The following is a 13429-nucleotide window of genomic DNA, read 5'->3' on the forward strand; positions in this document are numbered from 1 at the left end:
TATCATGAGATACTGGAACGCGGCCACCGGATCTGGCTAGTCTGGCGGTGGGACGGCCCCCCCCCTTCCGATGAGCACTCCAGATCCCGGACACAACGCCCAGTTGCCCGCCGACCCCGTCGGCCCGCGGGCGATCCGCGCGGCCTACCGAGCGGCGAATGCCGACCTGCTGCGCCAGCGGATCGACATGGGCGTGGCCCTCTTCTCGCTGACCGGGTTCGCACTGCTGTTCCAGGAGTGGGCGGCCTACCAGGAGCAGGCCGAGTCGGTCGGGCTGATTTTCGCGGGGCAGGTCCTGATCTGCGTCGCGGCGCTGTCTCTTGCCAGATGGCAGCGCGTGCGGGAGAGGCTTCCGGCGATCGGCGCGCTCCTCGCGTCGGCAATCGTGGGGACGGTTTTTGTGGAGGACGTGCTCCTCGGGTTGTCGCCGGAAGTGATCACCATCGGTCTGGTTTCGATCCTGTCGTGCACGGCGGCGCTCTTCCCGTGGGGATGGCGGGCGCAATGCGTGGTCAGTGGGGTCTGCGTGCTCGGGCTCGTCGGCGTCGAGGTGCTGGGGTTGGTGGAGCCGGTGGGAGCGCATGCATATGCGGGCCTGATGACGGTCGCCGCCGCGACGGTCGCGGGTGCCCTGCTGGTCGGCCGCTACCGCTTTGCGGCTTTCCAGCGTGCGGCGGGTCTCGAGCGGGTCTCCCGCGCCAATCGCGAGGAGGCGGACATCGCGGCGGCCCTGGTCGAGGTCGGCCACACTCTCGCCGCCGTCGTCGGAAATCCCGATGTCTTCGACCGCGTGAATCGTCTCATCGCGGAGCTGCTCGGTTGTGACTGGAGTGGGACCGTGACCCTGGATCCGGAACGCCGGGTGTATCGGGTCGTCGGCTTGCACGGTGTGTCTGCAGAGATTCGGGAGCAGGCCGAATCGATGGAGTTTCCTGAGGAGAGCTTCCCATTGCTCCGGAAGCTCGAAGACGGCGGCATGGTCGAGGTTCAGGACGCCTCGGCGAACGGCCTGGTGCCGGCCGCCTTCTTCGAGAAGTTTCGCGTGTCCGCAGCACTCGCGGCTCCGATCGTGCTCGGCGGGGAGGTCGTAGGCGTGGTGACGAACGGTTACGCCGAGCAGCGTGGGCCTTTCAGCCGCAGGCATCGACGCATTACGGCCGGGATCGCACAGGCGACGGCGATCGCGGTCGAGAATCAACGTCTCTTTAACGATCTGACGCGCGCGAACCGCGTGAAGAGCGATTTCGTTTCGACGATGTCGCACGAGCTGCGTACGCCGGTGAACGTTATGCTCGGCTTCGCGCGCGTGTTGGAGGAGGGCGACGCGGGGGAACTCTCGGGCGAGCAGCGCGACATCGTCCGGCGCATTCGCCGCAGTGGCCTTCGGCTCGGTGAACTCGTCGACGCGATTCTCGACCTGAGCAAGCTCGAGTCGAGCGCCGAACGCGTGAAGCTCGATTGGGTCGAGCTCGATTCCTTCCTCGCCGATCTCGAAGAAGAGTTCGCTGCCGAGGCTGAGGAAGCGGCCGTGCATCTAGAATGGCAGAACCTTCTGGACGGCCGACGTATCCTCACGGAAGAGCGTTGCTTGAAGACGATTCTCCGCCACCTCGTGAGGAACGCGGTGAAGTTCGCCCCGCGCGGAGAGGTTCGGGTCGAGATCGCGCAATCGGCGGCCTCGCTCGTCCTGATAGTCAGTGACTCGGGGATCGGCATCGCACCGGAGGACGTGGAGTCGATCTTCCAGGAATTCCACCAGATCGATGCGACCGACTCGCGCGAGTTTGGCGGGGTCGGTCTCGGCCTCCACATCGTTCACCGACTGGTCGAGCGCTTGGGGGGCTCGGTCGCGGTCGTGAGCGAGCCCGGGCGCGGGTCCGACTTCACTGTCGAGATTCCCGCGCAATTCGCCCGCGCGCGGGGGGCTTGAGCCGCCCCCTTTTGTGGGGCGTCGGCCCCTGTTAGCCATAGGTCTCCACTTCGGGGTCGCATAGCTCAGTTGGTTAGAGCGCCCGCTTCACATGCGGGAGGTCCGGGGTTCAAATCCCTGTGCGACCACTTCCGAAGCGCCTGGGCAGACGCGGTCGGGTCTGCTGTGCCGGCCCGGCCGCCGCTCAAGCCCGGCCCCCGGTCCTGCCGATCCTCCCTCCAGCGGGGAGGTCATCATGAAGTGGATCATTGGAATGGCGGTCATCGCGGGCCTGTTGTGGCTCGGCGGAGACCGGGTAAACGAGCTCCTCGCGTCGGGTCGGGAGTCCGCCGGAAGCCTCACGGCCCCCATCCACGGGCTGGCGAAGACGGTCGACCAGACTCGGGAGCGCGTCGACGAGACGAATCGGAAGATAGAGGCGCTGTCGGGCCAGGCGGCCACCGCATCGGCCGGGAGCGCCGCGTCGGCGTACGGCGCGCAGGCGCGTCGGGACCTGGACGCGCTCACTCGCTGAGCCGGTTCGTTTCCCCTGAGCCGGGGGATTTGCTAGCGCGCCAAGGACCTCATGCTGGACGGCCTTTGGCGTTACCGAACATTCATCGCGAGCATGGTCCGACGCGAGTTCCAGGCTCGCTACCTGGGCTCGGCGCTCGGCTCCTTGTGGTCGGTGCTGAATCCGCTCGCGATGATCTTCATTTACACGGTCATCTTCGGGCAGGTGATGCGCGCCCGTTTGCCCGGCGTCGAAGACGGAACCAGCTACGGGATCTTCCTGTGCGCCGGGCTGCTGCCCTGGAACATGTTCGTCGAGACTCTGCAGCGCGGCACCAACGTTTTCGTCGACCAGGGGAACCTCCTGAAGAAGATGACGTTCCCGCGGGCGTCTCTGCCGATCATCGTGGTTGCCTCGGCGTTGGTGAACTTCGCGATCATCTTCGGACTGCTGCTCTTCGTGATGTTGGTGCTCGGACGCTTCCCCGGCTGGCCGCTACTCGGGCTCGTACCGCTTCTCTTCTTGCAGCAGATGATCGCTGTGGGCATCGGCGTCGGGCTCGGTGTTTTGAACGTGTTCTTCCGCGACGTCGGACAGGCAGTGGGGATCCTTCTTCAGTTCTGGTTCTGGTTCACGCCGATCATCTACCCGCTCTCGATCCTCGGTGAGCGCCTCCAGTTCCTGGTCCGGCTGAATCCGATGACGGCGTTCGTGGACGCCTACCAGGGTATCCTTCTGTACGATCGCTCTCCGGACTGGCTCTCGTTTCTTCCGCACCTGGTACTCGCGTGCCTGGCCCTGGCGTTAGGACGGAAGATCTTCCGACGCCTCGCCGGCGAGATGACGGACTACCTCTGATGGGACGCATCGTCGCACGAGGCCTCGGGAAGAAGTTTCGGATCTACCGGCGCTCCCGCGATCAGCTGTTGGAGTGGATGTCGCGCGGCGGCAAGACCCTCCACCGGGAAGACTGGGTGCTTCGGGACATCGACTTCGAAGTGAACGAAGGCGAATCCGTCGGCATCATCGGAATGAACGGAGCGGGGAAGAGCACGCTCCTGCGAATCCTCACGGGAACGACGCTGGCGAGCGAGGGCTCGTTCGAGGTCTCTGGTCGGGTCGCCGCGTTGCTGGAGTTGGGGCTCGGGATCCACCCCGAGTTCGATGGGTGGCAGAATGCGGGGCTCGCGTGCCGACTCCTCGGCGTGGAAGAGCACGACATCCCGAAGGTCCTTCCCTGGGTGCAGGAGTTTTCCGAGCTCGGCAGCCACATGGATCAGCCGGTCCGAACCTACTCGACGGGGATGCAGGTCCGGTTGGCCTTCAGTGCGGCGACGGCCGTTCGTCCCGATGTCCTGATGGTCGACGAAGCTCTCTCCGTCGGCGATGCTTACTTTCAGCACAAGTCGATGAGCCGCATCCGCGCGTTCCGGGAGGAGGGTACGACGCTTCTGTTCGTGACCCACGATCCGGGAGCGGTGAAATCGCTCTGCGACCGCGCGCTGCTCCTGGAGGCGGGTCGGCTCGTGCTGGATGACGCACCCGACGCGGTCTTTGACTACTACAACGCGCGCATCGCGCAACGTGAGAAAGACGCGGAGATCGAGCAGCACAAGGACTCCGAAGGCCGTTCGGTTACGCGCTCGGGTACGCGAGAAGCCGAGTTGGTGTCAGTCACAGTCGAAGACGGCGAGGGCCGGCCCGCGCGCCTCTTCCGCGTCGGTGCGGCCGCGACGATCCGTTGCCGAATCAAGCTGAACGCTGCGATGGACTGTCCGACCGTCGGCTTCGTGATTCGGGATCGACTCGGCTCCGATGTGTTCGGGTCCAATACGTTCCACCTGGATGTCGGAGGGGCCGTCGGTGAGGCCGGCGAGCTGTTTGAGGCGGAATTCCGCACCGTGATGCACCTGGGGCCTGGCACGTACTCCCTGAGCGTCGCGCTACATCGCGATCATGTACACGTCGAGTCGAACTACGATTGGTGGGATCGCGCGGCGTTGATCGAAGTCGTGCCCGGGGAGAATGCGCCGTTCACCGGACTGGCCGCGCTTCCCATTGAGGGCACGGTTCGACGTCGCCCGTCCGGGGATTGAGCGTGGCCGCTCGCGTCTCGGTCACGCTCGTCACGTTCGACAGCGCAGAGGACCTGCCGCGTTGTCTCGACGCGCTCGCCGCGCAGACGCAGGCGCCGGCGGAAGTCATCGTCGTGGACAACGCGTCGTCCGACGGGAGCGCGGGTGTCGCTGAGCGCCACGCGGTGGTGACGCGTGTGGAGCGGAATACCGACAATCGTGGGTTCGCCGCGGGGCAGAATCAGGCGCTCGGGCACGCGGGCGGGGACTGGGTCCTCGTCTTGAATCCCGACGTGACGCTCGGGCCGGGGTTTCTCGAGGCGCTCGGAGAGCACTTCGAGGCGCCGCCCGCGCTCGGAACGCTCTGTGGCAAGCTTCTGCGGGCCGAACCAGACGGCTCTCCGCGGACGCCCCCGACGCTCGACTCCGCCGGGGTCGTGTTCGAGCGCTCCTTTCGCCACCTGGATCGGGGTTCCGAGGCGCGCGACGACGGCCAGTTCGATCGGCTCGAGCCTGTTTTCGGGGCTACAGGCGCCGCCGCCTGCTACCGACGCGACATGATCGAGGATGTTTCCATCGAAGGTGAGTTCTTCGACGAGGCGTTCTTCGCATACCGCGAGGACGCGGACCTGGCGTGGCGGGCGCAGCTCCTCGGATGGGACTGTCTTTACGTTCCGAAGGCGGTCGGGTATCACGTTCGCCGTGTTCTGCCGGCGAATCGTCGTGGGGTGGCAGCTGTTCTCAACCGCCATTCCGTCAAGAACCGGTTCCTGATGCGGATCAAGAACGCGGACAGTGCCGTGATCCTTCGTTGCGGAGCTCGGGGCGTCGCTCGCGATCTGCTGGTGCTCGGCGGTTGCCTCACGACGGAGTGGAGTTCTCTGCCGGCCTTCATGGACGTGGCGCGACTCTGGCCGCGTGCGCGCCGGCAGCGGAAGGTCATCCAGGCGCGCCGTCGGCGGGATCCGTCCGTGGTCGCGGGGTGGTTTACGTGACGCCGGCGAGCGGTACCTCGGCGCCCCGCAGCACGCCTGTGCTGGGCTCTCGCCAGGAGCACCTGCGGACGTTGTCGATCGCCTGGCAGCTCGCGCGCTTGGACCTGGTTCGTCGCTACACCGCGACGATGTTGGGCCTCGCGTGGGCGGTTCTTTCGCCTCTGCTGATGGCCGCGGTCATCGGGCTCGTATTCGCACGGTTGTTCGGCGTGGAACTGCGGACCTTCCTGCCCTACCTCTTCTTGAACCTGACCCTCTGGGGATTCTTCATCGCGTGTCTCGACGGTGGCGCGATCTCTTTTCTCGCGGCCGAAGGCTACATCAAGCAGGTCCCGCGCGTATCGCTCTTCACGTACCCGTTGCGGATGATCTTCGCGGCTTTCGTCACGCTGCTCCTGGGTCTCGTGGCCGCCGCGCTCGTCTCACTCGTGTTCGGCGGCCGGATCAGCCCGGCCTGGTTTTACATCCTGCCCGGGCTCGTCGCGTGGTTCCTCTTCGGGTTCTCGATCGCTTGCGTGTCTGGTGTCTTCAACACCGCCGTACGTGACTTTCAGTACATCCAGTCCGTAGGCATCCAGGCGCTCTTCTACGCCACGCCGGTCATGTTCCCCGCGGATCTCCTCGTGAGCCACGGCCTCTCGTGGATGCTGACGTACAACCCGATCTACCACCTGATGGTCCTGGTGCGCGTGCCGATGTTGGTCAATCAGGTCCCGGCGGCGCCGCACTACGTCGCCTCGATCGCGACCCTCGTCGTTTCTTTGTCGGCGGCGTACTTCGCCGTGAAGCGAGCGCGACCTCGCCTGGTGTTCTGGCTGTGATCCGCCTCGAGGACATCTCGCTCACGTTCCCTGGCCAGGGGGCGCAGAGCCTGCGCGAGAAGTTCACGTCTCTCGTGCGGTCCTCGGCCAAGGTGCCCGATCGCGGTTCCGTGACCGCCCTGCGCGAGGTGAACATCGACATCCGCTACGGACAGCGGGTCGGCGTGATTGGCTTGAACGGTGCGGGCAAGACGACCCTGCTGAAGGTGATGTGCGGGATCTATCCGGTGACGTCTGGTCGGTTGACGGTCGAAGGGGATATCGCGTGCCTCTTCGAGATCGCGACCGGGTTCGAGATGGAGGCGACCGGCTGGGAGAACATCATCACCCGCGGCCTTCTCGTCGGTCTCACCCGCCGTGAGATCCGCGACCGTACGCAGGAGATCGCGGACTTCACCGAGCTTGGCGCGGCGCTCGACCGGCCGGTGAAGACGTACTCGGCCGGCATGTTCATCCGGCTCGCCTTCGCGGTGTCGACCTCGATTCTGCCGGATGTGCTGCTCCTCGACGAAGTTGTCGCCGCCGGGGACCAGCACTTTCAGGACAAGGCGACACGTCGCCTGCAGCAGATGGTGGAGCACGCATCTATCCTGGTTCTGGTCAGCCATTCCATGGATACGATCCTCACGAACTGCACCCGGGTAGTCTGGATCGAAGCCGGTCGTGTCCGGATGGATGGACCCGCGGAAGAGGTCGTCCAGGCTTACACGGCGGAATGAAGGTCAGCCCGGGCGAAGCCGCCCCGTGAGGCGGCCGATGACGCGCTCGGTGAACCGGACCGGTCCGTAGACGGCGAGGCGGTCCAGCGCGTGCCAGAACGCTCCCGTGCGCAGGTGGACCTGCTCGGGCCAGCACTCGGGCGCGCGGTGTGCGAGGAGGGGCTTGAGTGTGGTGCTCCAGTGGGGCACGAGGGCTCCGACCGAGAAGCGTGCCTCGACATCGAGGTAGGCGGCATGGCCGAGTCGCTCGCGCAGAGCGCGCTCGGAGAGCAAGCGAGCGATGGCGTCGTGCCAGGCCGCCGGCTCATTGGGGCAAAGCAGCCCGGTTGCCCCGTCGCGCACGATGTCTCCGTTGGGCGGCACCCCCGAGTAGATGCCGGCGACGCCGAGGGAGCCGTATTCCAGGTACTTGTTCCAGTACTTGAAGCGGTGGAAGTCGCTCTCGGGCAGGGGCGCGAGCCCGATCGAAAGCTCGAGCGCGAGGGCTCGCCGGCGCCACGTACCGAAGTCGCTCTCGAAGGGGTGGCGGAGGGCGCCGAGGTCGGCCGCAACTTTCGGATCCGCGCCGCAGAAGACGAACTCGATGTTCTGCCCCTGCTCGCGCTTCAGCTGGCGGAGGACGTCTCCGAGCAGCTCGTCGATGTACGGTCCGTGATCCACACTGCCGAGAAAACCGATGCGAACGGGTTCGCCGTCCGGCCTGGGAACGGTCTCTCCAGGGAGTCGGGCCGGGCGTGGTTGGAGGACCCGCACCGCACGCCCTCCGTGCCGCGCGTCGAGCTCTTCTCGTAGTCGGTCACTGCAGACGAGGACGTCGTCCGCTTCGCGGACCAGGAAGGCAACGTTCTCGCGTACCTCGGCGGACGTGAAGAAATAGCCGCTCCGTGCGCTATCCGGCACCCGTTCGAGATCGTCGTCGAGGTAGGTTGCGACGCGCTTTCCTAGGCGTCGCGCCTCGGTCAGGAGGCGACGCTCGGCGGGCGATGCGCCGCGCACCAGGATCACTGTGTCGGCCCACGCCACGTCGTGCGTCGAGGGCGACACGCTCGACCCGGTTCGGAACTCGCAGAGGCGGCTTTTCGCCCCGAGACCCTCAAACACGGTGTGGACCCCCAGTACGGCGGACGGGATCGGTGCTTCGCAGAGCGCGAGAATACGGGCGGGTCTGGCTTTGGTGGACGGCATCGAGGGGGCTCGGGCTTGCACTAGGCTGCACCGGGTCTCTACACAAGCGCGGTGCCGAGACGCATCCTCTCCTGGAACGTGAATGGAATCCGCGCCTGCGTGGACAAGGGTTTTCTCGACTGGCTATGTCGCTCGAAGGCTGATGTGGTCGGCCTGCAGGAGACGCGAGTCAGCGAGGAGAAGCTTCCACCGGGGCTCCGTCGGCAGCGCCGCTTCCCGAGCTTCTCGCTCTCGGAGGCGACGTCGAAAAAGGGCTACAGCGGCGTCGGGCTTTTCTCGCGCGAAGAGCCCGTTTCTCTGACGACGGAGCTCGCCCGCCCGCGATTCGATCGCGAGGGTCGGTTTCAGCTCGCTCGATTCGACGATCTGCTCGTCGCGAACGTCTACTTCCCGAACGGAAACGGGAAGGACCGCGACAACAGCCGGGTGCCCTACAAGCTCTCTTTCACGCGGCGAGTGTTCGACCTCGTCGACGAGGCGCGCGCAGCGACGGGCCTGCCTGCGGTCATCATGGGGGATTTCAATACAGCTCCCGACGAGATCGATCTCGCCCGTCCGAAGGGCAACAAGAAGACGAGTGGCTTTCTTCCTGAGGAGCGCAAGGCGCTCGCGAAGTGTCTGAAGCGTGGGTACGTCGACACGTTCCGCGCGCTTCACCCCGAAGAGGTTCGGTACTCCTGGTGGAGCAGTCGCTTCGGTGTGCGAGCGAAAAACATCGGGTGGCGGATCGATCTCCTCGTCGTGTCCGAGGATCTGATGCCACGAGTGAAGCGCGCGTTCATCCTCACCGACGTTGTGGGCTCCGACCACTGTCCGATCGGGATCGACTTGGATTAGTGGCGCGCCGCCAGATGCGATAGGCAAGGCGGCGGTGGACCACTTCAGTCGAATTCGCGACCAGGTCGCGATCGTCGGTATCGGGCAGCTGCCGTTCGCGAAGGATCTCGGCCGACCGATCTCCGACACTGCAATCGAGGCGAGTCAGAGCGCTCTCGACGACGCCGGGCTCGCCGCCGAGGACGTCGACGGGATCGTCATGTACGAGCTCGAGAAGACCCATGAGGTGACGATCGCTCGTGGGCTCGGTGTTTCGAACCTGCAGTGGTGGGACAAGATCACCTACGGAGGGGGCGCCTCGTGCGCGACGATTCTGCACGCCGCCGCGGCGATCGCTTGCGGAGCCGCGACCACCGTCCTCTGCCTTCGCGCCCGCAATAGGGGGAGTAAGGCCGCGCGGCCGTGGGCGCAGGAGCGCGAACTCGTCACCGACGACAAGGCGTTGCACGTTCCCTGGGGCCTCATTCGGCCCGTCGACGTCATCGGGATGTGGGCTCATCGCCACATGTTGGTCCACGGGACCACGCGCGAGCAGCTCGGTAACGTGGCGATTGCGGCTCGTAAGCATGCGAACCGTAACCCTCACGCGATGATGCACGACCGGCCGCTCGACATGGAGACCTATCTTGGGGGCCGCGTGATCGGGTATCCGCTCACTCTGTACGATTGCTGTCTCGAAACCGACGGTGCCCTCGCGTGCGTCGTCACGACGAAGGAGCGCGCCCGGGACCTTCGACAGAAGCCGGCATGGGTCCACTCGGGTGCGCAGGCGAGTGGTCCCAACCCGGTTCACCTCGCGAACTACAACACGCCCGAGATGGAGACGACTGCCGTTCCGTGCGCGCGTCAGCTGTGGGATCGGTCGGACCTGAAGCCGAAGGACATGGACTGCGCGCAGATCTACGACGCGTTCACGCCGCTGGTGATTCTCGGTCTCGAGGACTACGGATTCTGCGAGCGAGGTGAGGGCGGAAGCTTCACCGAAGAGGGACGGATCGAGCTCGGCGGCGCGCTGCCCGTGCTCACCTCCGGAGGGGGCCTCAGCGAGGCGTACACCCATGGATTCAATCTGCTTCTCGAAGCCGTACGTCAGGTGCGCGGAACATCGACTGCGCAGGTCGATGGATGTCAGTCGGTTCTCGTGACGGGCGCGTCGGGCGTCGCCACGAGCGCCCTGGTGGTGCGAGGCGACTGATGCTCCATCCGGACTATCCACTTCCCGACGTCGAGCACCCGGTCACGGCACCGTTCTGGGTCGGCTGTCGCGAACGAAAGCTGATGATCCAACGTGACGAGGAGACGGGGGCGTACCATTGGCCGCCGAAGCCGGCCTACTGGAAGGGCGATCGCTTGCGCTGGGTCGAGACATCCGGGCGGGGCGAAGTCTACAGCTGGGTCATCGGGAGTGAGCCCTTCCTCCCCGCGTTCGAGCACTTGCTGCCCTTGATCATGGTCGTCACCGAGCTGGAGGAGGGCCCCCGGCTGGTCGGTTACATGGTTTCTTGTACCGTCGAAGAGATGCGTCTCGGACTGCCGGTCCAGGTCGTCTACGAGCCCCTCACGGCCGAAGTGACTTTGCCCGTGTGGGCGCCGCGCTAGCGGCTTGCTTCCGGATCTCCCGATGGGTTTGCAACTTTCCTCGAAGTCGAGTTTTTCGGTGTTCGGATGAAGGCGGCGAGCATCAGCTACCGGGTGGCGGACTTCCTGCGACGTCATCCCCCGTTCGAGTGGATGGGGGAGGAAGAACTGGTCGTTCTCGCCGGGACCGGCCGGGTTCGGTTCCACGAAGCCCTGGAGGTGCTCCACGACGCCGGTGAGGTTCGTCAGTCGCAGTTCTCCGTGATCCAGCAAGGGACGGTTGAGATCCTCGACGACGAGGGGGTCCTGCACGATCTTCTCGGGCCCGGCGACATCGTCGGGATCGGTTCGAGCGAGCGCCATCGCTATCTGGCGCGAACGGCGTCCGACGTCCTGGTCTACATGTTCCCGCGCGAAGCGGTTCGCCCGCTGCTGGAACGGCATGCGCGTGCGCGTCGCTACCTCGAGACGGTTTTCTCGCTGGCGGACGAGGGACGCGCGGGAGGGCCCGGATCGCTCGGGCCTTCGGACTTCTGGCTTGATGCCCTGCTGCCCGAGGAACGGGCGCAGTGTGAAGCGGCCGTCTGCCGCGCGGACGAATCTGTGGCTGCGGTTGCGGGCCGAATGACGGCTGAGGGTCTGTCTGCGGTCGCGGTGCTGGACGGAGATGGCCGCTTGCTCGGAGTGGTTCGCGACGCCGACTTTCGCGCGCGTGTCGCAACCGGCAACCTCTTGCCGACAGGCGAGATCGGGGCACTGCTCTCGCCGGCGGCCGCGGGGCTCGCGGCCGCCGATCACGGGCAGCCGGTCGGAGCTTACTGGCGGCGGATGCTGCGCGCCGGGGTTTCGACGCTTCCGCTCGCGGCATCGCCGTCGGGCGATGTCGTCGGTGTTCTCACCGAGAACGACCTTGCCGTCGATCTGGGGGGTGACCCGCTCGTTCCAATTCTACGAATCGGGCGCGCGCGCAGCCTCGATCAGGTTCGCGTGTTCCGCCGTGCGGCCGAAACGGCGATCGAACGTCTGCTGACCAACCGGCGGTCGGCGCCCTGGGCGGTCGAGGCGGCGGGCGCACTCGACGTGGCCACGTGCCGGTGGGTCGTGGGCCGTGCCGAGGCGGATCTCGGGGCGGCGGCCCGAGCCGCGGAGCGGTGCTGGGTGTTGCTCGGCGCGGCGGGGCGGCGAGAACGATTTGGCTCGATGCCGATGGGCGTCGGATTGATTTGGAGGGGCGAGCCCGACGACACCGTTCGCATGGGGCGGCTCGCCGACCGGGTCGGTGCGCAGCTCACGGAGCTCGGCATCCAGCTCGCGTTCCACATGCTCCCGTCCGGCAGCGGCATCCCGACGCACGGGACTTTGGACCAATGGAAGGCCGCCTACGAAGGCTGGGTCCACGACCCGATCGGGACCGGCATGTATAAGGCGCTCGGTTTCTTCGACGTGCTCTTCGTTGCCGGAGAGCAGAAGCTTCAGGAGCAGGTTCTGGCGCATTTCCGTCGAGCGGTCGCGACGGACGAGACGTTCCTGCCACTGGCCGCCAACGACTCGATGGCGCACATGCCTCCGCTCACGTTTTTCCGCGGACAGGTGGTCGACAAGGCGGGGGAACGAACGGAACTCCTGGATCTCGAGAACTGCGCGGTCCGCCCGCTCACCGACATCGCCCGCGTCTTCGCGCTGCAGGAGGGAAGCGACGGAGACTGCGATACCGCGGGGCGACTGCGGGCCGTTGCCGACGGGCGCTCCGAGAACGAGGAGCTGTTCCGGCGTTCGGCGGAAGCGGCGGAACTCGCCCTTCTCCAACGGGCTCGGGTGGCGTACGCCCATCCGGAGGATCGGTCGGAGATCCGCCCGGAGGCACTTCTCAAGGTAGAGCGCGAGCTTCTGAAGTCGTGTTTCCGAACGATCCTCTCCCTGCTCGAGCGTACCGCGCACCATTTTGGATTCCCGGCGCCGCGATGAGTACGTCGACCCGGCCGGCGGAGATTCTCCGGTACGACGAAGGGTTCGGCCGAAGCTGGAGCGACGATGCGTCCTCGGACGACATCCGCTTCGTCGTGCTCGATTGCGAGACGACCGGGCTCGATCCCCGAAAGGACCGCCTGATCACCATCGGCGCGGTCGGGCTCCACCGCGGGGAGATCGTGCTCGAAGATGCCTTCGAGGCGATGCTCAAGATCGACCACAATCTCTCCGCCGTCACCGTGCACGGCATTACCCGGGATGCGGCGCGGGATGGACAGGACGAGCCCGACGCCCTGCTCGCGTTCCTCGACTACCTCCGCGATGGAGTGATCGTCGGGCATCATATCGGACACGACATTGGGACGCTCGACGTGGCGCTCGATCGGCATTTCGGCGCGAAACTCCTCAACCGTTGGATCGACACGATGGATCTGACGCTGCTCCTCGAACGCGGAGGCGCCTTCGGCGAGGACGAGCCCATGCGGAGCTTCTCTCTGGACGCGCTCTGCGAGCGATTCGAAGTGAAGCCCTACGGTCGGCACACGGCCCCCGGCGATGCGCTCCTCACTGCGCTGGTCTTCTTGAAGTTGCTGCGGGTCGCGGCGCGCAACGGGCGCGGCGCCCTGGCGGCTCTCTGTGAGCGCGCACCCGTCGTCGACCCGGAGGCGTGAAGCGCCTGTTGCGGCCTCGCCAAGCCGCGTGTCGCGATTGCGACGGCAAGGTGGGCGGGTGCGTCGAAAGTCGAGGGAGACCTATGCCCGGGCCTGGCGCACCGCTTGCTGGGCAGAGGACAATGAAAGGAGCGGTTCTCCGGAACCGGAAGACTCA

The 13429-nt window shown here is 66.0% G+C and carries 13 protein-coding genes and 1 tRNA gene; 13 read left to right on the plus strand and 1 reads right to left on the minus strand.

What is annotated here, in order from left to right; genetic code table 11:
* Window positions 1–70: 70 nt before the first annotated feature.
* From P8R42_02875 to P8R42_02910, 8 genes are all read left to right on the plus strand, one after another.
* Window positions 71–1930 carry a HAMP domain-containing sensor histidine kinase gene (locus P8R42_02875; protein ID MDG2303592.1) on the plus strand — a complete coding sequence of 620 codons (1860 nt, stop codon included), beginning with the start codon at window positions 71–73 and terminating at the stop codon, window positions 1928–1930.
* Window positions 1931–1984: 54 nt separating this feature from the next.
* Window positions 1985–2058 (plus strand) — tRNA-Val (locus tag P8R42_02880).
* A 107-nt stretch (window positions 2059–2165) separates the two neighbouring features.
* On the plus strand, window positions 2166–2444 hold the full coding sequence (locus tag P8R42_02885; GenBank protein MDG2303593.1) for a hypothetical protein: 279 nt from the start codon (window positions 2166–2168) through the stop codon (window positions 2442–2444).
* A 51-nt stretch (window positions 2445–2495) separates the two neighbouring features.
* Window positions 2496–3281, plus strand: coding sequence for an ABC transporter permease (locus P8R42_02890; protein ID MDG2303594.1), 786 nt, complete (start codon window positions 2496–2498; stop codon window positions 3279–3281).
* Entirely contained in the window at window positions 3281–4519 is a 1239-nt protein-coding gene (locus tag P8R42_02895) for an ABC transporter ATP-binding protein (protein MDG2303595.1), read from the plus strand. Before P8R42_02890 ends, P8R42_02895 begins: the two co-directional genes overlap by 1 nt.
* A gap of 2 nt (window positions 4520–4521) precedes the next feature.
* Window positions 4522–5493 carry a glycosyltransferase family 2 protein gene (locus P8R42_02900; protein ID MDG2303596.1) on the plus strand — a complete coding sequence of 324 codons (972 nt, stop codon included), beginning with the start codon at window positions 4522–4524 and terminating at the stop codon, window positions 5491–5493.
* Window positions 5490–6314, plus strand: coding sequence for an ABC transporter permease (locus P8R42_02905; GenBank protein MDG2303597.1), 825 nt, complete (start codon window positions 5490–5492; stop codon window positions 6312–6314). The genes P8R42_02900 and P8R42_02905 overlap by 4 nt, the downstream gene beginning before the upstream one ends.
* The gene (locus P8R42_02910) at window positions 6311–7033 is read left to right on the plus strand and encodes an ABC transporter ATP-binding protein (GenBank protein MDG2303598.1); all 723 of its coding nucleotides are present in this window, start codon (window positions 6311–6313) and stop codon (window positions 7031–7033) included. The genes P8R42_02905 and P8R42_02910 overlap by 4 nt, the downstream gene beginning before the upstream one ends.
* 3 nt (window positions 7034–7036) lie before the next feature.
* Here the strand turns inward: P8R42_02910 and P8R42_02915 are convergent, their stop codons facing one another.
* Complete coding sequence (locus tag P8R42_02915; GenBank protein MDG2303599.1) at window positions 7037–8134, minus strand: glycosyltransferase; 1098 nt, start codon at window positions 8132–8134, stop codon at window positions 7037–7039.
* Window positions 8135–8269: 135 nt separating this feature from the next.
* Here P8R42_02915 and P8R42_02920 point away from each other — a divergent pair, with 135 nt between their 5' ends.
* From P8R42_02920 to P8R42_02940, 5 genes are all read left to right on the plus strand, one after another.
* Entirely contained in the window at window positions 8270–9055 is a 786-nt protein-coding gene (locus tag P8R42_02920; protein ID MDG2303600.1) for an exodeoxyribonuclease III, read from the plus strand.
* A 34-nt stretch (window positions 9056–9089) separates the two neighbouring features.
* On the plus strand, window positions 9090–10250 hold the full coding sequence (locus P8R42_02925; GenBank protein ID MDG2303601.1) for a lipid-transfer protein: 1161 nt from the start codon (window positions 9090–9092) through the stop codon (window positions 10248–10250).
* Window positions 10250–10654, plus strand: coding sequence for an OB-fold domain-containing protein (locus P8R42_02930; GenBank protein ID MDG2303602.1), 405 nt, complete (start codon window positions 10250–10252; stop codon window positions 10652–10654). The genes P8R42_02925 and P8R42_02930 overlap by 1 nt, the downstream gene beginning before the upstream one ends.
* A gap of 66 nt (window positions 10655–10720) precedes the next feature.
* The gene (locus P8R42_02935; protein ID MDG2303603.1) at window positions 10721–12598 is read left to right on the plus strand and encodes a putative nucleotidyltransferase substrate binding domain-containing protein; all 1878 of its coding nucleotides are present in this window, start codon (window positions 10721–10723) and stop codon (window positions 12596–12598) included.
* Window positions 12595–13272, plus strand: coding sequence for a 3'-5' exonuclease (locus tag P8R42_02940; GenBank protein ID MDG2303604.1), 678 nt, complete (start codon window positions 12595–12597; stop codon window positions 13270–13272). The genes P8R42_02935 and P8R42_02940 overlap by 4 nt, the downstream gene beginning before the upstream one ends.
* The last annotated feature ends 157 nt before the right edge of the window (window positions 13273–13429 follow it).

The organism is Candidatus Binatia bacterium, from assembly GCA_029243485.1.
Taxonomy (GTDB): domain Bacteria; phylum Desulfobacterota; class Binatia; order UBA12015; family UBA12015; genus VGTG01.

What these genes read in the sequence shown, in the direction of transcription:
- P8R42_02875 (MDG2303592.1), top strand. Translation starts at nt 71, where the DNA reads ATGAGCACTCCAGATCCCGGACACAACGCCCAGTTGCCCGCCGACCCC.
- P8R42_02885 (MDG2303593.1), top strand. Translation starts at nt 2,166, where the DNA reads ATGAAGTGGATCATTGGAATGGCGGTCATCGCGGGCCTGTTGTGGCTC.
- P8R42_02890 (MDG2303594.1), top strand. Translation starts at nt 2,496, where the DNA reads ATGCTGGACGGCCTTTGGCGTTACCGAACATTCATCGCGAGCATGGTC.
- P8R42_02895 (MDG2303595.1), top strand. Translation starts at nt 3,281, where the DNA reads ATGGGACGCATCGTCGCACGAGGCCTCGGGAAGAAGTTTCGGATCTAC.
- P8R42_02930 (MDG2303602.1), top strand. Translation starts at nt 10,250, where the DNA reads ATGCTCCATCCGGACTATCCACTTCCCGACGTCGAGCACCCGGTCACG.
- P8R42_02935 (MDG2303603.1), top strand. Translation starts at nt 10,721, where the DNA reads ATGAAGGCGGCGAGCATCAGCTACCGGGTGGCGGACTTCCTGCGACGT.
- P8R42_02940 (MDG2303604.1), top strand. Translation starts at nt 12,595, where the DNA reads ATGAGTACGTCGACCCGGCCGGCGGAGATTCTCCGGTACGACGAAGGG.